Source organism: Staphylococcus arlettae (assembly GCF_025560845.1).
Lineage (GTDB): Bacteria > Bacillota > Bacilli > Staphylococcales > Staphylococcaceae > Staphylococcus > Staphylococcus arlettae.
In genome coordinates this window covers 2,286,539-2,308,836 of sequence record NZ_CP094803.1, presented here as the reverse complement: position 1 = coordinate 2,308,836, position 22,298 = coordinate 2,286,539, and the positions used below count along the sequence as shown (strand labels likewise).

At 33.1% G+C, this 22,298-nt stretch carries 17 protein-coding genes and 2 pseudogenes; 6 read left to right on the top strand and 13 right to left on the bottom strand.

The genetic code is table 11. The features are described from left to right. Positions 1 to 119 precede the first annotated feature (119 nt). Positions 120 to 1,490 carry an MDR family MFS transporter gene (locus MUA37_RS11335; RefSeq protein WP_376786825.1) on the top strand — a complete coding sequence of 457 codons (1,371 nt, stop codon included), beginning with the start codon at positions 120 to 122 and terminating at the stop codon, positions 1,488 to 1,490. 142 nt (positions 1,491 to 1,632) lie between these two features. On the opposite strand, the gene MUA37_RS11330 is transcribed toward MUA37_RS11335, so the two are convergent. Further along, positions 1,633 to 3,063, bottom strand: a complete 1,431-nt coding sequence (locus MUA37_RS11330) for a YfcC family protein (protein ID WP_262615110.1) — start codon at positions 3,061 to 3,063, stop codon at positions 1,633 to 1,635. 338 nt (positions 3,064 to 3,401) lie between these two features. On the opposite strand from MUA37_RS11330, the gene MUA37_RS11325 reads away from it, so the two are divergent. Continuing rightward, positions 3,402 to 4,361, top strand: a complete 960-nt coding sequence (locus MUA37_RS11325; protein ID WP_002509507.1) for an L-threonine 3-dehydrogenase — start codon at positions 3,402 to 3,404, stop codon at positions 4,359 to 4,361. A gap of 887 nt (positions 4,362 to 5,248) precedes the next feature. Here the strand turns inward: MUA37_RS11325 and MUA37_RS11320 are convergent. The 7 genes from MUA37_RS11320 to MUA37_RS11290 all read right to left on the bottom strand — a co-directional run bounded on the left by MUA37_RS11320 (position 5,249) and on the right by MUA37_RS11290 (position 12,209). After that, the gene (locus MUA37_RS11320) at positions 5,249 to 6,742 is read right to left on the bottom strand and encodes a tripartite tricarboxylate transporter permease (RefSeq protein WP_021459878.1); all 1,494 of its coding nucleotides are present in this window, start codon (positions 6,740 to 6,742) and stop codon (positions 5,249 to 5,251) included. Positions 6,743 to 6,756: 14 nt separating this feature from the next. Continuing rightward, positions 6,757 to 7,200 carry a tripartite tricarboxylate transporter TctB family protein gene (locus tag MUA37_RS11315; RefSeq protein WP_002509508.1) on the bottom strand — a complete coding sequence of 148 codons (444 nt, stop codon included), beginning with the start codon at positions 7,198 to 7,200 and terminating at the stop codon, positions 6,757 to 6,759. Between the two features lie 12 nt (positions 7,201 to 7,212). Next, on the bottom strand, positions 7,213 to 8,193 hold the full coding sequence (locus tag MUA37_RS11310) for a tripartite tricarboxylate transporter substrate binding protein (protein ID WP_002509509.1): 981 nt from the start codon (positions 8,191 to 8,193) through the stop codon (positions 7,213 to 7,215). A 395-nt stretch (positions 8,194 to 8,588) separates the two neighbouring features. Then, entirely contained in the window at positions 8,589 to 10,142 is a 1,554-nt protein-coding gene (locus tag MUA37_RS11305; RefSeq protein ID WP_376786172.1) for a BCCT family transporter, read from the bottom strand. A gap of 339 nt (positions 10,143 to 10,481) precedes the next feature. Further along, positions 10,482 to 11,384 carry a PhzF family phenazine biosynthesis isomerase gene (locus tag MUA37_RS11300; protein WP_262624604.1) on the bottom strand — a complete coding sequence of 301 codons (903 nt, stop codon included), beginning with the start codon at positions 11,382 to 11,384 and terminating at the stop codon, positions 10,482 to 10,484. A 189-nt stretch (positions 11,385 to 11,573) separates the two neighbouring features. Further along, positions 11,574 to 11,930, bottom strand: coding sequence for a hypothetical protein (locus MUA37_RS11295; protein WP_262624603.1), 357 nt, complete (start codon positions 11,928 to 11,930; stop codon positions 11,574 to 11,576). A gap of 12 nt (positions 11,931 to 11,942) precedes the next feature. Beyond that, entirely contained in the window at positions 11,943 to 12,209 is a 267-nt protein-coding gene (locus tag MUA37_RS11290; RefSeq protein WP_262624602.1) for a hypothetical protein, read from the bottom strand. A gap of 588 nt (positions 12,210 to 12,797) precedes the next feature. On the opposite strand from MUA37_RS11290, the gene solA reads away from it, so the two are divergent. Both solA and MUA37_RS11280 read left to right on the top strand, forming a co-directional pair. Further along, on the top strand, positions 12,798 to 13,982 hold the full coding sequence (gene solA, locus MUA37_RS11285; protein ID WP_262624601.1) for an N-methyl-L-tryptophan oxidase: 1,185 nt from the start codon (positions 12,798 to 12,800) through the stop codon (positions 13,980 to 13,982). A 1-nt stretch (position 13,983) separates the two neighbouring features. Further along, positions 13,984 to 14,253 carry a hypothetical protein gene (locus tag MUA37_RS11280; RefSeq protein ID WP_002509515.1) on the top strand — a complete coding sequence of 90 codons (270 nt, stop codon included), beginning with the start codon at positions 13,984 to 13,986 and terminating at the stop codon, positions 14,251 to 14,253. Positions 14,254 to 15,490: 1,237 nt separating this feature from the next. Here the strand turns inward: MUA37_RS11280 and isaB (MUA37_RS11275) are convergent. The 5 genes and pseudogenes from isaB (MUA37_RS11275) to isaB (MUA37_RS11255) all read right to left on the bottom strand — a co-directional run. Beyond that, positions 15,491 to 15,727 (bottom strand): annotated as a pseudogene (isaB, locus tag MUA37_RS11275) (immunodominant staphylococcal antigen IsaB family protein); the annotation flags it as partial. Between the two features lie 106 nt (positions 15,728 to 15,833). After that, positions 15,834 to 16,649: an AAA family ATPase gene (locus tag MUA37_RS11270; protein WP_262624600.1), complete on the bottom strand. Its 816-nt coding sequence runs from the start codon at positions 16,647 to 16,649 to the stop codon at positions 15,834 to 15,836. Beyond that, positions 16,642 to 18,084, bottom strand: a complete 1,443-nt coding sequence (locus MUA37_RS11265) for a Mu transposase C-terminal domain-containing protein (protein ID WP_262624599.1) — start codon at positions 18,082 to 18,084, stop codon at positions 16,642 to 16,644. Before MUA37_RS11265 ends, MUA37_RS11270 begins: the two co-directional genes overlap by 8 nt. Continuing rightward, positions 18,056 to 18,649 carry a recombinase family protein gene (locus MUA37_RS11260; RefSeq protein WP_262624598.1) on the bottom strand — a complete coding sequence of 198 codons (594 nt, stop codon included), beginning with the start codon at positions 18,647 to 18,649 and terminating at the stop codon, positions 18,056 to 18,058. Before MUA37_RS11260 ends, MUA37_RS11265 begins: the two co-directional genes overlap by 29 nt. Before the next feature lie 227 nt (positions 18,650 to 18,876). After that, positions 18,877 to 19,461 (bottom strand): annotated as a pseudogene (isaB, locus tag MUA37_RS11255) (immunodominant staphylococcal antigen IsaB family protein); the annotation flags it as partial. Between the two features lie 434 nt (positions 19,462 to 19,895). Between isaB (MUA37_RS11255) and speB the strand changes: the two are divergent. Further along, positions 19,896 to 20,846, top strand: a complete 951-nt coding sequence (speB, locus tag MUA37_RS11250) for an agmatinase (protein ID WP_002509517.1) — start codon at positions 19,896 to 19,898, stop codon at positions 20,844 to 20,846. Between the two features lie 32 nt (positions 20,847 to 20,878). After that, a complete protein-coding gene (locus tag MUA37_RS11245) occupies positions 20,879 to 22,288 on the top strand; it encodes a sodium:solute symporter family protein (protein ID WP_262624597.1) in 1,410 nt (469 codons plus the stop codon). The last annotated feature ends 10 nt before the right edge of the window (positions 22,289 to 22,298 follow it).

Here is a 22,298-nt window from a genome sequence, read left to right as displayed (position 1 = left end):
ACACGAAATTACAACTACAGAACGCTTATATTTTTAAAGCTGAGGCCAACAATAAAAATTTAATAAAAGAGAGAAGGGTTTTTTTGGCTGAAAGTGAAAAATTTAATTTAGGTAAAAACATGCCACTATTTATTGTGCTATTATCTGGTGCTTTTATCACAATATTAAATCAGACATTACTTGGTACTGCACTCCCACCCATTATGAAAGACTTGCAACTATCTAATAGTACCGTGCAATGGTTACAATCTGTTTTTATGTTAGTTAACGGTATTATGATTCCAGTGACAGCGTTCTTTATTGAACGTTTTACGTCGAGGCAATTGTTCTTATCAGCGATGGGGATATTTACAGTAGGTACATTAATTTGTGCAATTGGGCCTAATTTTAGTATTTTATTAATCGGTCGTATCTTACAAGCAGCAGGTGCAGGTATTATGATGCCATTGATGCAAACAATTTTATTCTTATTATTCCCAGAGGAAAAACGCGGAACAGCTATGGGATTATTCGGTTTAGTTATCGCTTTTGCGCCAGCGATAGGGCCTACATTATCAGGAATTTTAGTAGAGTTCTTTACTTGGAGAAGTGTTTTCTATGTAATTTTACCAATTGCGGTAGTTAATATTATTACTGCGTATTATTTATTATCAAATGTTACAGAGTTAACTCATCCAAAATTAGATAAACTATCAGTGCTTTTATCTACAGTTGGTTTTGGTGGTTTATTATACAGCTTTAGTACAGTAAGTGAAGCTGGATTTACGAGTCTGCGTGTTATTATCACATTAATTATTGGTGTCGTAACATTATACTTCTTTATTAAACGTCAATTGAAACTCAAAGAACCTATGCTTGAATTTAGAGTATTTAATTATAATATTTTTACCATTGGTACTATTTTAGGCATGTTCGTCTTTGCAGTAATGATTGCCACAAATATTATTTTGCCTCTATATATGCAAAATATGTTACAACTTACAGCATTAGAATCTGGTTTAGTCTTACTACCAGGTGCAATAGTTATGGGACTTATGAACCCGATCACCGGTTACATGTTTGATAAATTCGGTGGTAAGTGGTTGGCACGAATTGGTTTATTACTATTAGCATTATCTACCTTGCCATTTACATTTTTAACTAGTCATACCAGTGTTACGTATTTAACTATAATGAACAGTATACGTATGGTTGCTATTGCAATGGTTATGATGCCTATGACAACTTTAGCAATTAATCAGTTGCCAAAACAGTTAATACCACATGGTACAGCGATGAATAATACATTTAGACAGATGGCAGGTGCTATCGGTACAGCTGTATTTATTACTATTATGTCATTAGCTGCAGTATCAGATGGTGGAGCAGAAGGTATTATTCACGGTGTGAACATTTCATTCATAGTAGCCACTATCGTAACATTCTTAGCTTTTGCATTATCATTTAAACTACATGAAGGTCCTAAAAAAGTTAAGAAAATGCAAAGTTAATGAGCGGTAAGTTGATAGTTGTAGCTTTCAAACAACATATTTCGTCGGATGGTTAGTACACAATTTGTGCTAATATCTACAATAAAAAGGATGACTTTTACGTGATTAACGTAGAAGTCATCCTTTTTTTATAATATATTTTTTAAGAGTAGCCTGTTAACTGAGCAATAATTAATGCGATGACTGATATACCGGCCCAAATAATAAATAGTGGGAAAAAGAAACGAATCCACTTAGTATAAGATACACCGCTAATTGCTAATGCGGCCATAAAGTAACCACTTGTTGGATAAAACACGTGTGTAAAGCCATCACCTAATTGGAAAGCGAGGACAGCTGTTTGTCGCGTAATACCTAACATATCGGCTAATGGAGCCATGATAGGCATAGTTACTAATGCTTGACCACTACCTGAAGATATAATGAAATTAATTAAAACTTGTACAGCATACATACCAACGGCAGCTACCGTTGGTGTGGCGCCATCAAGTACAGAACCTAAGCTGTGAACAATCGTATCCATAATTTTACCATCTTCAAGTACAACGGCGATGGAACGGGCTAAACCGACAATGATTGCTCCCATTAAGACATCTTTAAAACCATCATTAAAGGCTTCGCAAATCTCTTGAGTGTTGAGTCCAGTGATTAAGCCGACGACAATACCCATAACAATGAAAAGTCCTGACATTTCGACCATGAACCAGCCTTGTGTGATAACACCGTAAACTAAAACTATAAAGAAAAGTAAGACTACTGCGATACCAATTTTTTGACGTTTTGTTGCCACAAGTGGTTGATGTTGCGTAATATCTTTATAAATTTCACGTTTTTCTCGATCCTCTTCATAAACTAAACTATACGAAGGATTACTTTTTACTTTTTTGGCATGTCTCATTATAAATAATACGGTAACTATAATAACAATTACGAATAAAACTAGTCGAAAACCTAAACCTGAAAAGACGGGAATACCAGACAATTTTTGTGCTAAACCTGTGTTGATTGGATTAAGTACCCCTATAGTAAAACCTACTACCGTACCACACAAAGCAATAGCACTGGCCGTAATGGAATCATAACCAAGTGCGATGATTAACGGTAAGATAACTGGTATGTATACGAGTGATAGTTCGGCTGTACCAATTAAAGTAGCAATAATAGCAAATGTAATAGTTAAGACAGGAATAATAAAAATACTTTGATTCATAAAGCGACGTGCTAATTTATCGACCCCTATTTCGATAATGCCAGTACGACGAAAAACCATAAACATACCACCGATTATTAAAGTGAAGAATACAATTTCTCCAGCTTCTATCAAACCTCTAGGTATAATTGTAATGAAATCGATAAGACCAATTGGATCTGATTGTACATATTTAAACGAGTCAGCGTCTACCATTTCTCGTCCCTCTGGACCTTTTACACGTTTGAATACACCAGAAGGTATTAAATAAGTAGAAATGGTAGCAATAACACCAAAAATAAATAGTAACACATAAATATGTGGCATCTTCAGCCATTTTTTAGGCTGTTTATGACTATCATTTTGTTGTGGTAACTTAGACATTGTTTGTCATCCCCTTTGTTTATAAATTTTAATAAAAACAATTTATTAAAAACAAATATTAGCACAATATTTTGAATATTATAATGAAGTGTATTTTAATTTAAAAATATATAGTCAAATAGTAAAAATATTTAGAAATTTTGTTTTTACTACACAAAATTGGCTGATTGTTGCTACTGATGCATTTTTAATAAGATGCTGAAATAAATTAATTCAAGCATTTATGTTCACTCGAAGTATACAAAAATAGCTTTTTATACTATAATAATAGTTGAAATGAGTTAAATGTTCACATGAGAAATACATTGCATTTTAGCAATAGACAGGGAGAGAGAGAAATGAAAAAAATTATGATTACTGGTGCACTAGGGCAAATAGGTACTGAATTAGTAGTGAAATGTAGAGCATTATATGGTAATGAAAACGTGTTAGCTACAGATATTAGAAAACCAGAATTAGATTCACCTATTATGGAAGGACCGTTTGAAATTTTAGATGTTACAGATCGTGATCGTATGTTCGAGTTAGTAGAAACATTTAAAGTAGATACGATGATGCATATGGCAGCTTTATTATCAGCTACAGCTGAGAAGAATCCTTTATTTGCTTGGGATTTAAATATGGGTGGTTTAATGAATGCTTTAGAAGCTGCACGAACTTATAATTTGAAATTCTTTACTCCAAGTTCTATAGGAGCATTTGGACCATCAACGCCAAAAGTAAACACGCCGCAAGTGACTATTCAACGTCCGACATCAATGTATGGTGTCAATAAAGTAGCAGGGGAATTACTTTGTCAGTATTACTTTGATAAATTTGGTGTTGATACACGTAGTGTTCGTTTTCCTGGGTTAATTTCACATGTTAAAGAACCAGGTGGCGGTACGACTGACTACGCAGTTGAGATATATTTTGAAGCTGTGAGAGAAGGAAAATACACGAGCTTTATAGCTGAAAATACATTTATGGATATGATGTTTATGGATGATGCCATCGATGCTATTATTAAGTTAATGGAAGCTGATGGTGTAAAACTAATTAATCGTAATGCTTATAATTTAAGTGCAATGAGTATCGAACCAGAAATGGTAGCAGCAGCGATTAAAGAATTTTATCCAAATTTTGAATTAGCTTACGATGTGGATCCAACAAGACAAACCATTGCAGACAGTTGGCCAGATAATATAGATGTGAGCTGTGCTAGAGCAGAGTGGGGCTTCGAACCAAAATATGATTTGACTGCAATGACTAAAGTGATGTTAGAAGCTATTGAACATAAAGAAAAAGTAAAAAAATAAATGCAACATTGCGCTAACAATATTTAGCGCGACGTCAAACTGTCGACCAAGTTTCTAACTTTGTTGGCAGTTTTTTGTGCACGCTTTCCGCGAGCACAGCCTCAGTCTGTAGTCTTCAGCTAGTGCTATTCTCGCAGGAATCGGCTTAAAGTACTGCCAATATTATAAAACACATAAATTAAACAATAGCTATATTTATTCAAATAATGAGTCTTTATTATTTAAATGAATGATGCCTTTCGGATATAGATGACATATGTCTGATGCTTCAAAATGTAAAATATATTCTTTGTTACATGAATGTTGTGAAAATAAAATTGCCATAATGCAAATGCGGAGCCATGTCGGGCGAGATGATTTTGCTCATCGTCGAAAATTTGAAATTTGTAGATATTAAATGACAATGTCAAACAGTAAAAAGAAGGTTTGGTGATACGAAAGATCGGCTTGATATGAGATGGATATGATACAGGGGAATAAAAAAGTTCTCGTGTCTAATATACTCATTTGTGCAGCCTTAAATCTTAAAAAAGGAGATGTGGCTGATAAAAAAGTCGGTTTTGATTTGAAATAACATTGCTATTCAATAAACTTAATTAATAGGTATAAATAAACAAACCTTAGGCGAGCGAGCTAGCACCTAAGGTTTATCTACGTTTTGACAGCGCGCTAAGAATACTTAGAGTGCTATTTATTTCATAATTGTACAGAATATTTAAGTGATATTTTTGCGGACACTTCAACAAAATGTGCATAATAACAATTAAGCGTGATGCCAAAGCAGCTTATATGTACATTGACAAGAACATGAACTTGTGAAATCAAGAGGATGATGTGGTTTGATCTATGCTGTAATTTATAATTAGGTTGGTTTTCATATCAACTTTTTAGTTCTTTATTTTTTTAAATCCTTTTATAATTAGTGGGTAAAATAAAGCGAGAATCGTCATTAAAGTTAATACAATGCTAATAGGTGAGCCTAAGAAAATATCACTGACATTGTTATTACTAACGATTAAACTTTTACGGAAATTTTGTTCCATATCAGAACCCACAATAGTCGATAGAATAAGTGGAGCGATTGGAAAATCTAATAATTTTAATGCTAAACCAACGATACCAAAAATTATTAAGATGTAAAAATCAGTTACACTATAACCTAAAGTATAAGTACCTACAAAAGCGAGCACTAAAATTATTGGATATAAAATCTTTGGCGGTGTACGTAATATTTTTAGTAGTAAACCGATAAGAGCAATATTTAAGATAACTAAAAAGATATTGCCGATAAGCATACTATTAACTAATGTCCAAACCGTTTCAGGTTCGTTTTCAAATAACAAGGGACCAGGTTGTAGTCCTAACATGATAACAGCACCTAAAATAACGGCAGTTGTTCCTGATCCAGGGACACCCATCGTCAGTAATGGAATCAATGCACCTACTGAAGCCGCATTATTGGAAGCTTCAGGTGCTGCTACACCTTCGATTTGTCCTTTACCAAAGTTTTTGCCATTTTTAGAAATTTGTTTTTCTGTCGAATAACTTAATAATGCTGCAATTGATCCCCCAGCACCGGGTAAGACACCGATGAGAAAGCCAATAGGGCTCTGACGTAACATCGCCATACGTGTTTGTTTCCAGTCTTTTTTAGATAATTTCATTGAGCCGACATCTGTTTTTGGAGGCTTTAAAGCATGCAAATTTAAGTAGTTAAACAACACCTCGGCTACAGCATAGACGCCAATAATAACGACTAAAAAATCAATGCCTTCACTTAAGTGTGGAATATCAAAAGTAAATCGGTAGATACTTGTTTGTAAATCTACACCAACTGTACTAATCATTAAACCGATTGCCATGGCTATAAAACCCTTGACCATCTTGCCTAAGGATAATGTGACGATGGCAGACAGGGTAAAGAGAAATAATACAAAGTATTCTCGTGGGCCAAATTCTAAAGCAAAATTTGACAGTGGTTTAGCCAGTAATATAAAACCTAATACTGCAACGATACCACCAAATAATGATGCGATAGCAGAAATAGTTAAAGCCTTTCCAGCTTCTCCATTTTTGGTCATTGGATAACCGTCAAATGTTGCTGCTATCGCAGAACCATCACCAGGTGTATTCAATAAAATGGAGCTACGAGAGCCACCAAACATGGCGCCATAGTAAATGGCAATCATTAATATTAAGGCACTCACAGGTTCCATGCCAAATGTTACAGGTATCAACACTGCAACTGCTGTTGCTGGACCTAAGCCGGGTAACATGCCTACTACAGTACCTAAAAAACCTCCAATAAGTACCCATAAAATATTTATTGGGTGCAAGGCTGTTGACAAGCCTTCCATAAAACTATTTATATCTATTCCCATAATGTTACTCCTCCTTAAGGTAAGCTAACGTCAAGTAATTGTGAGAACGTGTACCATGTAATTGCTGAAAATATAATGGTTACTAATATGTTTTGCAACCAGCGTTTAAAGCCGTTAATTAAGAATAAAACAGCTCCTAAAAATAAAATCGTTGAAGTTAAAAAACCAAGCGGTTCGAAAAGAAATGCATAAATAAGTGCGAATATAATTGTGAAAATAATTCTAAGTAAAGTTGCACGTTCCAGTAATTGTGCAAAAGCGGTAAAATTTTCACTTCTTTTACGAAATTCTTGGAAAAAATAAATCGCACTCATAACAATTAATAAGATTGAGATAAGTAATGGGAAATACATTGGGCTATTTGGATCACCAATATTAGATTTAGGTAAGTTTAATGTGAAAATAAGGTAAACTAAGCCAAATAGCAATAAAATTATGGGGAAAATGAGTCTAGCCATGAAATGTCCTCCTTATTTGAGTCCTGAGTCTTCTACAAGTTTTTTATATTTTTTACGTTGTTCTTTTAAGAAACGTTCGCTTTCTTCGCTATCTTTATAGAAATTCTCCCAATCATTATTTTGACGTATCGTTTGCCATTGATCAGATTCAACAATTTTTTTCATTGTTTTATCCCAATAGTGACGTTGTTCGGCGTTCATATTTTTAGGGCCCATCACGCCACGCCAATGAGGGAATACTACATCCAATCCTTGTTCTTTCCAAGTAGGAACATCTTCAATCCCTTCAATTCGTTTATCTGATGTTACTGCAAGCATTTTTAATTTGCCTGTTTGATGCTGTTCTTTTACTTCTGATACTGCAGTTGAAGCAACGTCAACGTGCCCCCCGAGTAAAGCTGTTTGTAAATCGCCTCCACTTTTATAAACTAAAAAGTCTAATTTATCGACATCTACACCAGATGCTTTAGCAGCTTGGACAAATGCCAAATGGTCATTATTGCCTAAACCAGGAGCTACCCCAATCGTTAATGATTCCGGATCTTTTTTTAATTTACGCATCACTTCTTTACCAGATTGTAAATCTGACTGTTTGGAAGCAGATAAACTAATCCATTCGGTTGCCATGATGGCAATAGGGGTGAAACTATCTGTGTTTAAATCACTTAACCCCAATTCATTATTAGATAATAATAAACTTGAGTTAATAGCAATAGTATTCGGATTACGTGATTTTAAATATTGCCACCCCACTTCACCACCACCACCAGGTTTGTTAATGACATTAACATTTTGTGTGGTTAGGTTCTCGTCAATCATGATTTTTTGAATAGCTCTTGCAGTAGTGTCCCAACCACCACCAGGTGAAGCAGGTGCTACGATTTCTACTGTTTGATTTGGAAATTTCTCATCTGAAGCACTTGTCTCAGATTTTTTACTGCAAGCTGATAAAATGAGAAATGCACTTAATATAAGACATAATATTTTTTTCATAAAAAACCCTCCCTCCATTTATTGAAAACGTTTGCAAACTATATTAAATGTTATCAGAATATTCAACAAATTCAACAGTTAATTTTACTTTTTTATCTTGTGAAGACAGGTGGGGATGAAAAAAATTTTAATTGCTAAAAAAATGGGGTGTTCTTCTTTGCCAAGTACGATTAGGTGTATCAATGTTTGAGTTCATCATAAGTCAGTGCAGAAGATGATATGACAAAAAAGAAGTGAGACAGAAAGCTAATTTTATTAAAAGATTTCGTCGTCTCACGTCGGTTAGCATTGAAAATTTGATTTGTAACCCATTCTCAGTTCAGACATCTACCGACAACATAAATGGAGGCTAGGACGAAATAATTTTGTCCCAGCCTCGTTTCTAAATTAGAAAATTATTTATTTATAGTCTCTTTACGATATTGTCGTTTAGCTTGTAATTCGATACCAAGATATTTTCGTTCTCGGTTAGCATCTTTATAGAAGGCAATCATCATTAAAATAACTACAAAACTAAAAGGTAAGGCAGAAATAATAGCGGCTGATTGCAATGCATCGAGGCCCGTAGTACCACCAGCTAATAATAGTACGTAAGCAATGGCTGATAGAGATACGCCCCATACAATTTTGACGAAAGGTGAAGGGTTTAATCGGCCATATGATGTTTGCATACCTAAAACGAATGTAGCAGAGTCCGCAGATGTAATAAAGAATGATGCAATAAGTGCTAATGCAATAATAGATAGGACAATACTAAAAGGAATTTCATTGAAAATGCCAAATAGTTGCGTTTCTGGAGGCATTTTAAAAATCGCATTATGTGATTGACCAGCTTTAATACCTGTAGCTCCAAAAGTACTGAACCAGATAAAGCTTATTAATACAGGAACACCTAACACTGCAGCTGAAAATTCTCGGATAGTGCGTCCTTTAGAAATACGAGCAATGAAAATACCTACGAAAGGACTCCAGCTCATCCACCAACCCCAATAGTAAATCGTCCATGTTTCTAGCCAATCTGATTTTTGTTTGTTGAGTGGAGCAACATCTAGACTGTTATAAATCAATGTATTTAAATAGTCACCGATACCTGAAGTCATCATATTTAAAATAAATAATGTTGGTCCAACGATAAACATAATAAGGAGCAACAGCCCAGCTAAAACCATATTTAAATTACTAAGATACTGGATTCCTTTGCTCAACCCACTCCATGCACTGTATAAGAACAGTACGGTAACGACTAAAATAATAATTCCTTGAATCCCTTTATTATTTGGAATACCGAATAAGTAATTTAAGCCACCGTTAATTTGTATAGCACCAATACCTAATGATACAGCGACACCGATAATAGTGGCGAATACGGCTAATACATCAACAGTAACGCCGAGAGGGCCTTCTACTTTGTTGCCTAATAAAGGGCGTAAAGTTCTAGAAATTAACCCATTTTCACCTTTTCTAAACTGTGAATAGGCTAATCCAAGTGCTACAATGCCGTATACTGCCCATGGATGAAAACCATAATCCAGAAATGAAGATCTTAAAGCTTCTGTCATAGCAGCTTTTGATTCTGGAGAGGCAGTAGGTGGAGCTAAATAATGTGATATTGGCTCTGAAGCACCATAAAAGACTAAACCAATACCCATTCCGGCACTAAAGAGCATAGCTAGCCAAGAAACTGTGCGGAATTCTGGTTTGTCCCCGGGTTTTCCTAAAGTTAGCTTGCCGATTGGGCTAAATATTAAGAACACTGCAAACCCTAAAATAACAGTGTAAAGTAACATATAATACCAACCAAAAGTTTTAGTTATCCAAGTAGAAATAATCCCTGTTATTTCACCAAATGCTGTAGGGAATATTGCCCCCAAAATAACAAGTAATCCTACGATTGAACTTGCATAAATAAATACACTAGAAAATTGTCTTTCTGTTTTAATTGTTTCCACATCCCTTAAATATTAAAGATTTCAAAGACGTTGTATAGGATAACATAATGACATTTTAGTTCAACCATGTAATCAAGACTTAAACAAAGTATAATGAAAAAATAATGGTTCAAAATTTAAAATAATAGAAATAAATTGTATGGCTATTTTTGACAGCATGTAGTTGATACACTCAACAATATATAGATATGTGAAACATTTATGGATTGTAAGGCAACACCCCTGCTATTAAATAGAGAGTATAGATACTAATATAATTGTAGTACAGACTCGAAAATAAATGAGGTTATCACAAATACTGTTAGAGTGTTACGTATCACCCGGTGAACTAATGAATTGTTAATTATTTGCAATAACTAAAGTGAAATCATTAACATAAACAGCGCTCCCAGTTATTTTTACGTCAAAGTTATTGTCATTAGTAATGACTTCGACTATGACTTTCCCATCTTTACTAATTTCTTGTCCTTGTTCTATAACAAATCTTTGAACGCCTCGGTCAAAAGGTTTTATATATTTTATAAAATATGCGCCCATCACTCCAGAAGCAGTACCAGTAACAGGGTCTTCTATAGTTCCTGAAAAGGGTGAAGAAAAATGTCTTGCGTGCATATCTGTGTTGGAACTATAAGTCTCAACGCAAAATGGGTGTACGGATACTTTAGGTTTCTGCTGTAAGATAGACGGAAATAGTTGATTATTGGGTTTCATATTTTTAAATATATCAATGCTTTTTATGGGAACAAGTAATGTCCACACACCAGTACTTCCATATACAATAGGAAATTTATCATCTAAATCACTTTCTGCTATACCTAATGACTGGGTTAAATCCTTCTTCGATCCTAAAAACGCTTCAAATTGAGGTGGTGCATGTTGCATAGTGATATATGCTTCTCCACTAGGGGACTTGCTTATACTAATAGGTAATACACCAATATTTGTATCGATTGTAATCTCAGTTTTATTTGCAATTAATCCTTTTGTTGTTAAAGCATAAATAGTTGCAATAGTCGCATGACCACAAAGATCCATTTCATGACCAGGTGTGAAATAGCGTATTTTAAAGTCTGCTTTCGCAGATTTGCAAATAAAAGCAGTTTCATTAAAACCAACACGTGATGCAATGTTTTGCAGTTGTGCATCTGTTAAATTATTGGCATCTAGTACAATACCAGCTGGATTTCCTTTGTTAGGCTCGTTACTAAATGCATCGTAGTGATATACTTGAACGAATTTCATTATGAACCTCCTTTGATTTAGAAGAATGATAATTCGAATAATAACGGAATTAATTTTGTTTTGCTACCATATATAATAATTTTTATTAAAAATAACCATTATTATTGAAAAAATAAGCTTTATGCAGTGTCGTTTAATTTAGTGCGAAGTAATTATTAATAGGCGCAAATTTATAATTTACTAGTAAAACTAATAAGTCTGTAACAAACCTTCTTTAGTCAATGTTTCATTTAATTTCATCATTTTATCTCTTCTTAATGATGAATAGTAAGCAATATCTTCATCTCTAGTTTCTATAGGAAATATTTTGTATACATCTTGATAAAATCTAATGTTTGATTTAGTACGCTCACCTTCTAAAGAAATTCTAGAATTCGTAGGATGTGTCGTTGTTAATTCATAATAAGGCAATACATTATGATAGACATTAACTATCTTTCCATCTCTTAACAAATCTGAAGTGTTTATAAATTTAAGTTCCATATGGTGGTTTGCTAGATCACTATTTAAAATTGCTAGCATAACATCACAGAACATAATGGTCATTATTCCTCTGTTTTAAAATGTCGGTGATACTTCTAGTTTATCGATGCAAAATTTTGTTGTTGCTCCAAAATGTTTAAATCTCGATTCATATTCTTCATTTACTATGCCATCACACTGACTAATAACAGCTTTAGAAATATAATCATAAGAAGTATTTGTTAAATAATAATAGGCATTGTCATAATCGATTAATCTTTGGGGCGTAAAAGATTCTGTCCGTTCATAGCGATTTTGACTAATTATAGTAAATGGATTGATATTTTCGTGTAATAATTGCATATATAATGCTCCTTTTCGAGTTGAGTTTTATATTATTAGTAGTCTTCACGTTAAAGCTTCCTACAGCATTGTCATGACATAGAAAAACACCTCACAAAAATGTGAAGTGCTAAAACGCGCATTGTTGTCACTTAGAATGCTCACTTAGACAATACTTAGCGTTTTTTCGTTATTTAAAGACAACATAATACTTTAAATGGGAGTTTTATTGTTTTTCTAATTTATAATTAACATACAACTATAACAAAGTTTTATAATTAAACAAGCGTATTAACTCATTTGTAATAAAATAAAACGCATTAAAATATTCTGAAGAAAAAATTTGAAGTTATATTATTAAAAAACTCTACAATAATAGTTCAACTGTTTCATAAAATATGATGTTCTGTAAATGTTTTGAAATTATTAAAATGATTGATATGTCTGTTTTTTAAGATAATTTTCAAAATTATTTTGCGAGTTATATCTTTGATATCTGTATGAGAGATATCAAATATCTTTTAGAGTAATTTTACAAAGTGTAATGGCGAGGGTTAAACTCACATTAAATAAAGGTCGCTATTTTATGACCGTGTGGGGGAGATTATTTTGACAAAACATTATGAAGTAATTGTTGTAGGAGCAGGGTCTATGGGTATGGCAGCAGGTTATTATTTGGCTGAAAAAGATGTGAAGACATTGATGATTGACGCGTTTGATCCACCACATTCGAAAGGTAGCCATAGTGGTGATACTCGATTAATCCGTCATGCCTGTGGAGAAGGGTTAGATTATGTTCCACTTGCGTTAAGAGCTCAAAAGTTATGGAATGCCTTACAGCAACAAACAAGCGAAAGAATATTTTTAAACACAGGTGTTGTAACATTCGGTCCTAAAGATTCTCTTTTTGTGCAAACTGCAATAAATGGAGGGCGTGAATATGATTTAAATGTAGAAACTTTAGCTGCCGATGAAATTAATGAAAGATGGCCTGGCATTACATTACCAGCTGATCAAATTGGATGTTATGAAGCAGAAGCGGGTATTTTATTCTCGGAAAATTGTATTCGTGCTTTTAAAAGGGGTGCTATGCAAAATGGGGCTGAACTTAAAACGAATGATCCTATAATGGATATTGAAATTTTGGAAGATTCTGCCAAAGTATCTACCAATAGTGAGATTTTTACGGCTGACAAATTAATTATTGCTAGTGGTGCGTGGAATAAAAAAATTTTGGATGATATCAATTTAAAATTACAAATTCAACCGTCTAGACAAACGATTGCTTGGTTTAATTCAGATGATATTTTGTATAAATCAGATGGCTTTCCAGGTTTTTTTGCAGATGTACCAACGGACGTTTATTATGGCTTCCCTTCGATTGATGGGGCAGGGCTAAAAATTGGACGTTACGATAATGGTGATGCAATTGATCCTAGTTATTATAATAATGAATTTGGTGCTTATCTCAAAGATAAAAAAGACATCAGTGAATTTTTAGCAAAATACATGAAACAAGCTAATGGAGACATTAATGTCGGTAAGACCTGTATGTTTACAAATACTCCCGACGAAAACTTTATCATAGATACACATCCTCATCATAATCATATAGCAATAGCAGCAGGATTTTCCGGACATGGTTACAAGTTCTCTAGTGCTGTTGGAGAAGCATTGTGTGATTTAGTAACTGATGGTGAAACAAAAGAAGATTTATCGCTATTTAAAATTACTCGACCAAGCCTGCAACCTGAAAATAAAGATAAAACCTTTACTAAAGCAAGGGGGAAATAAAATGAACCAATCAAATATTGAATTTTTACAATCATTAATAGCCATTGATTCTACGAATATTAATATGATGGTTAAACATTTACCTTCAAGTTATAAGGTGAATGATGTTTTAAAAGGTGTTTCTCGAAAAGAAGGGATAAAAGAGCTTTTATACGCAACAGATAAGGACAAAGAAATTATTTTACTTACGGGCATTAATGAGCCGCAAAATTATAAAGGAAAAAAGTATGAGCATGACGATGAAAAATATATTAAAAACTTCTTAAATTAAAATAATATATAAATTATTTTAATTTAAGAAACGTATGAGGCTGAGACGACGCAATTTTTTTATTAAATTAGCTTGCTGTTCCATTCTCTTTATATTTAAAATCATCCGACTTTGACCGTGTATGCTTGCCGGGGGTATGGTTCGATCCTGTAGTCTTTCACGCATACTAATCCCCGGGCGTCAGCACGTTCCAAAATCAGTACAAGTTATATTATGTTATGCAAACAATAAGGCTCTTTCGTATCATTTAACATACACTACTAAACCTAAAGCAACCGACAATTTCTACATTATTTCAAGAGAAATTGTCGGTTTGTGTTTAGTCAGAGACATCCATACCCCAGACATTCTTTATATTTAAAATTATCCGATTTTGACCGTGCATGCTTGCCTGGGATATGGTTCGATCCTGTAGTCTCTCACGCATACTAATTCCCCGGGCGTCAGCACGTTCCAAAATCAGTACAAGTTATATTATGTTATGCAAATAATAAGGCTCTTTCGTATCATTTAATAGCCACTACTAAAGAGATAGCTTCATATATGACTCACCTTACACTACGAATGGAAACTTCAATTTTAAATCCTAATAATGATATATCATGATATGTAAATGATATTGACGAGACAATACCTGAAAGTAACTTCGAAGCATTCAAACATCATCTATTCATATACACAATCTGTTTTTTTAGGTCGTAAAATAGCAAAGTTACTCTGTTTAATAAAACTAAAGAAAACGCAAATTTCTACATTATTTCAAAAGAAATTGTCGGTTTGTGTTTAGTCAGAGACAATTATGTTCTAGGTTTACTAAAGTCTTACTAAAGAATCTGAAAAATATTATTTTCTAGGCTACTAATTTTCAGCATTCTATAGGATATAATTATCCTAGTTTTTGTTGAATGCTCATTGTCCAATGTGATTTTCGATATTATCTATTTAAAATATTAGTAGAGCTCTGGAGCACTTTGTTTAAGTTGAAGGGTTCGCACTTTAGTAAAAAAATAGAAACATTGGAAAGGGATATAATCAGCTGGCATGCCTTTTGGACATGTGCTTCTGGTAATGATTTCTTTTCACATAATTTATTAAATTTATATGACGTATCTCTATCAAAGTAGTTATACGTGATAGCCAAATGAAAAAATAGATATCAGTAATAACTAAAAAACTCGAAAGTTAGCCTATTAAGACTAGCTTTCGAGTTAGGTACCTAATTATTAATATTTTAATATTAACTAATTACCACTTTTATTAGGTAGCCTCGATCGTCAAAGAAAGCTTGATACGTACCATTATTTGTTTTATAAGTCATATAGGAACCATTATCTGTTTGGCCTTCATCAATCATATGATTAGCCATATGCGCTTTTTTGAACATATCTTTGCTTACTGTATTCGGTTTTGTATCAAAAGTGATATGAACGACTTGACCGTCTTTATTCATATCTACCATCGTACTATAAACTTTTTTACTGGAAGTAACCGTTTGTCACTTTACTTGCTATATGAGAATGGTTTTATCTAATAAATGAGAAAAAGCACCGCACTCTATTAAAGTGTACGGTGCTTTTCTACTAACGAATACCAATAACTAAACTATCTCTAGCTGTTTCTATGACTTCTGTACTTATTTTATCTAAACCATTTATATCCATGATTCTGTCTATCTGCGCAAATAAGCGATGAATCAGCCTAAAATTCCCTTTTGTAATTTTAATAATTGTTGTTATGGCCTCATAATCAGTAAAATCTTCGAGTTTTAAATCAAATCCTAAATCTTGCCACTTATATTCTAATATATGATGCGTCTCATCTTTGCTTAGGTTATCAAATTCATGTGCAAAACCTATACGCGAATATAGTTGAGGATAACGAGATAGTTTTTTCTCTATGCCTGGCATACCAATAAATATCATTGCTAAACTATGTTCATCATAAATAGCTCTTAATTGCTCTAAATGTTGCACTTTAAGGCGATCAATCTCATCTACTATAATTAAATCAATATATTTAAACATATCACTATAATGTTTACTATGATCATGGCCATACTTATTTACGATGTGTAATTTTTGACCCAAATCAATACTTGCACTAATACTATATAGATCATTACTTAATCTTGTTTGTTTTTCAGCCGGTGCAGTATAAAATATCTTATTCACCGATAATATATCATCAGTCGTTTTACTAGCTAGATCTTCCCACCCTCTATGATTAACTTGCTTTTCAATAGTATTCCAATTTGTGTAATATCTAGAAGATAAAGTTTTTCCAACACCAGGTTGACCATAGCAGATCCCAATATATTGATATTTGATACAAGCATCGCAAAATTCAGCAAACCTTTTATACTCTTTCGTTTCAATAAAATTCTGATTTTTAGTCATTACGATACCTCTTTAATTTTTTGACGTTTTTAGTCGTTTCTTGAGGTGAATAACCATAATTTTTTTCTTCCTTAATTAATTCAGTGGTACTTGGAGTAGCAATGTTTTGTTTTAAGTGTTTTCTTCTCTGACTACGAGCGTGCTGTATGTCTTTTATATCTATAGAATAATCAGCTATTTCTGGACATATAGCAGTACAAAGAAATTCATCTCTATAAAACACACGTATTTCAGCCATATCATTTGGGTTATAACGAATTAATACATATTCACCTACATAAGCTGCTAGATTCGTATTACTGTATCGAAAACCTTGAAAATGAATGCCATCTGAATGAACTTTTCTAGATTTAGTTATTTCCAACAATAATAAATCAAGTTGTTCTAAGCTACTTGGCATATTAGGGAAAAAGTGATTACTATTCCAACGACTGATAGGCGTGGTATGAATAGCACGATGCTCTTTTTGATTATAATCTTCAATTAAAAAGTAACGTAATTTTTCTTCAAAATTGTGAAAATCTATTAGATTACTAGGATTATCATTATTGTTTATATATCCAGGCAGTTGTTCTAAGAAAGTTTGGTTAACAGTCTGAAAAAAGCGTTCTATTTTTCCACGACCACGAGGGACACCAATTTTAGAAAACATTAAGTTAATTTTCAAATCAATAGCAACTTGTTCCATGTGATTTGAGGTAAAGTCACTTCCGTGATCTGTATAGAATTTTTCGGGTATACCACACACTGGCCAGTTGGTATCATTCTTATTCCATATGGCTTGGTGCAGTGTCAATGCTGTATTTTGAGCATTGGGAGCATCAAAACTTATAAAGTAGCCTGCAATTGCACGACTATAGTCATCCATAATAATGGTTAGCCATGGTCTATTGATATTACCTTTTTGATCTAATATATAAATATCTAGCAAAGTATGGTCAGCTTGCCATATTTCATTGGGTCTTGAGGATTCTCTTATTTGTATTAAATCGTACTTATTTTGATAGTATTTTTCACCTTGGTGAGAGAATTCAATAACAGACTTAGGCATTGCTTTAATAATACTATAAACTTGTTTATAGCTTGGTTTATCAAAATTATTCTCTATACAATAATTAGCAATTTTCCTATGAATCGTAGCAATACTATTTCTTTTATTTTTAAGTGCAAGGCGTTTAATCTCGTCAATTATGTTTTGTTCTATTTTACGTGTTCCTTTATCAGTTCTTGTGGCATAGATCAGCCCTTTAAGGCCTTGTTCTTTATATAACTTATTCCACCTATAAAGGGTACTTAACGCAATACCTTTACTTTTAGAAATACATGATAAAGATTGTTCGCCTAGAATAAAAGGTTTTATAATATTGTATTTTTGAGTAGCTTCTTTACGTTTGGCTTCAGAAAAATTAGTTAGATATTTCTCCTTGTTTTTCATCTTCCTTGTCCTCCAATTTATTGAGATAACGATAAATTGTTGTACGTGAAACCTTCCACTGTTCTGCAATTGTCTTAATTGGCGTACCATTATCATAAAGTGTCTTAAGTAACTTTAAATCTTTTTGATTTAATTTTTCTGGTCTGCCACCATAACGTCCTCTAGCACGTGCTGCAATTCGGCCTGCTGAAGAACGTTCTAAAATTAAATTCCGTTCAAATTCTGCAAATGCTGCGAATAAATGAAATAATAATTGTCCCGTAGAACTTGATTTATCCATCGTTATATTTTCTTCTAAACTATGGAAACTGACACCTCGTTCGTTAAGCTCATTAACTAATATGATTAAATCTTCCATATTACGTCCTAATCTGTCTAATCTCCAAACAACAATCGTATCTCCTGATCTCGCAAATTCAATTGCTTTATCTAAACCAGGTCTTTTACTTTTTGAGCCACTCATATGGTCGTTAAATATCTTTTCACAACCATATGTATTTAATCGATCCTCCTGTAAATTTAAATTTTGTAATCCAGTTGAAACTCTTGCATAACCTATTTTCAAAATGCAAACCTCCTATATACACCTTCAGTGTACCATAACTTAATCACGAGGTCTTTTGTGAACATAGATTTTTTGTTGGGTTTTTGAACACCCAAATATATGGAATACTTACTTATTTAGACATAAAAAAAGAGTGTACAGAAAATGGTCATTTTCTGTACACTCTTTTTCATTTTCTCATTTATTAGGTAAAATCATTCTCATATATCAAATAAAATGACAACCGTTTTATCAGTTGCTGCTGTATTAACTTTATAACCATCTATCATTACATTGTCGTATTTTAGTGCTCTTACAAAGTCATTGTCTTGTGTAAAATGACCATCATAAGTTGTATAACCATTATAGTTGTAATAAGGCATCATAGTTTCTTGAGTCATATGATGCATGCCCATCTGTTTTTGGTTCATGTTGTTCTGCATGTCATGGTTTATGCCCATCTGTTTTTGATTCATATTACTTTGCATGTCATGGTTCATGCCCATCTGTTTTTGATTCATATTGCTTTGCATGTCGTGGTTCATGCCCATTTGTTTTTGGTTCATGTTGTTCTGCATGTCATGGTTCATGCCCATCTGTTTTTGGCTCATGTTGTTCTGCATGTCATGGTTCATGCCCATTTGTTTTTGGTTCATGTTGTTCTGCATGTCATGGTTCATGCCCATCTGTTTTTGATTCATATTACTTTGCATGTCATGATTCATACTCATATCGTTAGTTGTTGAAGCATTAGCTTGTGTTGTACTATTTGCACCTAATAATAAACCTGTTGCTATTGCTGATGAAGAAAATAATAATAATTTATTATTCATAAAACTTCGCCCCTTTTTGTATTTAATGAGTGATTCGTTTTGCATTGTCTTACGTTGAAAAACAAGTGACAATTCAACATGGTATAATACTCACTTTTTTTCGTAAGGCCCCCTTTTTTATAATACTCATCAATATATACGTGTTTTTAAGCTGATAAGTTCACTTTTTACAAAAGTTTTTAAAATTAAACGCAAACTAGCCTCTAATTAATAAAGCAGTTAATTCCATTGATGTTTTATTGTGTCATTATTTAATGCAGTAATAAGTGATTTTAAATTATACTTCAACATATTTATATAAGAAAAGGTTACTGATATGCCCCAAAATAAACTGGTACCAAATAAAAAACAAACTGGTTCTTTACATTTTTTGCGGAGTAAATTAGCCTTAATGAAAGCGCTTTCTTAAATTTGATGTAAAGGGGTAGATTTATATGTTTAAACCAAAAGATTCATCTATGTCACCAAGATTTGTTGGACCAAGAACTTTTATGAGATTACCGTATGAAAATACTTTAGAAAACGTAGATTTTTTAATTATGGGTGTACCTTTTGACACTGCTGCATCTAATAGAACTGGTCAAAGATATGGCCCTCAAAGTATCAGAGATTTTTCAGTTTTATTGCGACCATATAACCCAGATCAAGATATAAATATTTTCGATTATTGTTCAGGTATTGACTACGGGGACGTCGACGTTATACCAGGCAATGTATTAAAAACTTACGACCAAATAACCGAAAAATTAGCTCCAATTTTAAATAAAGGAATTATTCCAATTATGATGGGAGGAGACCATTCAATTACGCTAGGTCATTTACGTGCTTTTGCAAAAAAATATGGTCCCGTATCATTAGTGCACTTTGATTCTCATAGTGATACTTGGGAAGACTATTTTGGAGAAAAATATGTTCATGGCACGCCATTCAGAAGAGCGGTAGAAGAAGGGTTAGTTGATTCACAGAAATCGATACAAGTTGGGATAAGAGGGCCGTTATACGGACCTGAAGATATTCAAGATGCCAGAGATTTAGGGTATCAAGTTATACCAATGAGAGAAGCGCGTGAACTTGGAATAGACAACGTAATAGATAAAATTCATAAACGAGTAGGAGACAATCCAGTATTTGTTTCATTTGATATTGATTTTTTAGATCCTGCATATGCGCCAGGTACTGGAACACCTGAAGTCGGTGGGCCAACAAGTTTTGAAGCATTAGAATATGTAAGGAAGTTAGATGGATTGAATATTAAGGGATTTGATTTGGTAGAAGTGTTGCCAACATACGATTCTAACGAAATTACTGCTGTAGCTGCTTCATCAGTCATCTTTGAAATGGTGACGTTAATAGCATTAGCAAAACGAAGAAATGAAAACCAATAAACCTATTTTATAGTAAAGAGAGTTGGTAAATTATGTCGAATATAGACTTTTTGATATTTGTAATATATTTTTTCTTGCTGATATCAATTGGTGTGTTAGGTGTAGTTAAAGCTAAATCTTCAAAGAAATACATGCTTGCAGATAGTAACCTTGGGGTGTTTATGTTATTTGGTTGTTTGACTGCTGTATTTTTAGGTGGCTCTTCTACGATTGGTTCATCTCAACTAGGTTATGAAATTGGTTTTTCCGGTTTTTGGTTCGTGTTTGCACTAGGTGCCGGGATTACAATTTTTGGATTACTGTTTTTAAACAGAATTTTAAACATGGAAGTTATAACTATAAGCGAGTTATTGTATAAATTATTTGGATCTAAAGTACGAATTATAGGTGCCCTTGTTACAGCAATATATACTTTAATGATAAGTGTTACTCAAGTAATCGCTATTGGCTCATTAATATCAGTTATATTTCATTGGAATATGCCAACGTCTATCTTAGTTGGCGGTAGTGTAGTATTTATTTATACGATACTTGGCGGTATGTGGACACTATCTATTACCGACTTCATTCAGTTTACGGTGATGACGGTTGGGATGTTTCTAATTATGCTTCCTGTAAGTGTACATAGTGTTGGTGGTTTTGATTCGTTATTTAGTGAAATGCCATCTTCTCATTTAAGTTTTATGAATATTGGGTTTAATGAAATTTTTAATTATTTTATAACTTATACACTAGGAGTCATGGTAGGACAAGATATATGGCAACGTTTCTTTACAGGTAAAACCAAAAGAGTCGCTAAAACTTCTGGTATATTAGTAGGTATTTATAGTGCATTGTATTCAATTGTTATGGTTATTATAGGTATGTGTGCATATGTTTTATTTCCTAATATTCAAAATACACAAAATGTATTTATGCATATGGCATTTGAGACATTACAACCCGGTTTATTAGGCATTGTATTTGCAGCACTCGCAGCTGCTATTATGTCTACTGCTTCTGGAACATTACTCGCATCAGCTACCATTATTGCCAATGATTTATTAAAGCCGTTTTTCTTTAAAAATATCGAGGACAAAATGTTTTTATTATTAACGCGTATAACGACTTTGTGCCTTGCTATTATTGCCATTGTAATTGCAATGTCGATTAAAGAAGTGCTCGTTGCAATCGATATCGCTTATGCTATTTTAACAGGAGCTATTTTTATGCCAATTATGTTAGGAATATTTTTCAAATGGATTACTGGTAGAGCAGCATTTTTGGCAATTCTAGTTAGTATTATTACAGTTTTTTTATCTTTAATTATTGTTGGTCCAAGTTCAACCGGAACAATTATTTATGCGATTATTTTAAACATACTTACTTTACTAGGTATATCGTATTATGATAATAACGTAGCAAAGAAAAAGAATAGTATTGATTCAACGCGTACCGAGTGAAATAAAAGGA

Coding starts and splice junctions, on each gene's coding strand:
- speB (WP_002509517.1), top strand. CDS start 19,896: ATGTTTAAACCAAAAGATTCATCTATGTCACCAAGATTTGTTGGACCA.
- MUA37_RS11265 (WP_262624599.1), bottom strand. CDS start 18,084: ATGAAAAACAAGGAGAAATATCTAACTAATTTTTCTGAAGCCAAACGT.
- MUA37_RS11290 (WP_262624602.1), bottom strand. CDS start 12,209: ATGCAATTATTACACGAAAATATCAATCCATTTACTATAATTAGTCAA.
- MUA37_RS11315 (WP_002509508.1), bottom strand. CDS start 7,200: ATGGCTAGACTCATTTTCCCCATAATTTTATTGCTATTTGGCTTAGTT.
- MUA37_RS11320 (WP_021459878.1), bottom strand. CDS start 6,742: ATGGGAATAGATATAAATAGTTTTATGGAAGGCTTGTCAACAGCCTTG.
- MUA37_RS11300 (WP_262624604.1), bottom strand. CDS start 11,384: ATGAAATTCGTTCAAGTATATCACTACGATGCATTTAGTAACGAGCCT.
- MUA37_RS11295 (WP_262624603.1), bottom strand. CDS start 11,930: ATGACCATTATGTTCTGTGATGTTATGCTAGCAATTTTAAATAGTGAT.
- MUA37_RS11325 (WP_002509507.1), top strand. CDS start 3,402: ATGAAAAAAATTATGATTACTGGTGCACTAGGGCAAATAGGTACTGAA.
- MUA37_RS11330 (WP_262615110.1), bottom strand. CDS start 3,063: ATGTCTAAGTTACCACAACAAAATGATAGTCATAAACAGCCTAAAAAA.
- MUA37_RS11245 (WP_262624597.1), top strand. CDS start 20,879: ATGTCGAATATAGACTTTTTGATATTTGTAATATATTTTTTCTTGCTG.
- MUA37_RS11280 (WP_002509515.1), top strand. CDS start 13,984: ATGAACCAATCAAATATTGAATTTTTACAATCATTAATAGCCATTGAT.
- MUA37_RS11310 (WP_002509509.1), bottom strand. CDS start 8,193: ATGAAAAAAATATTATGTCTTATATTAAGTGCATTTCTCATTTTATCA.
- MUA37_RS11335 (WP_376786825.1), top strand. CDS start 120: ATGCCACTATTTATTGTGCTATTATCTGGTGCTTTTATCACAATATTA.
- MUA37_RS11270 (WP_262624600.1), bottom strand. CDS start 16,649: ATGACTAAAAATCAGAATTTTATTGAAACGAAAGAGTATAAAAGGTTT.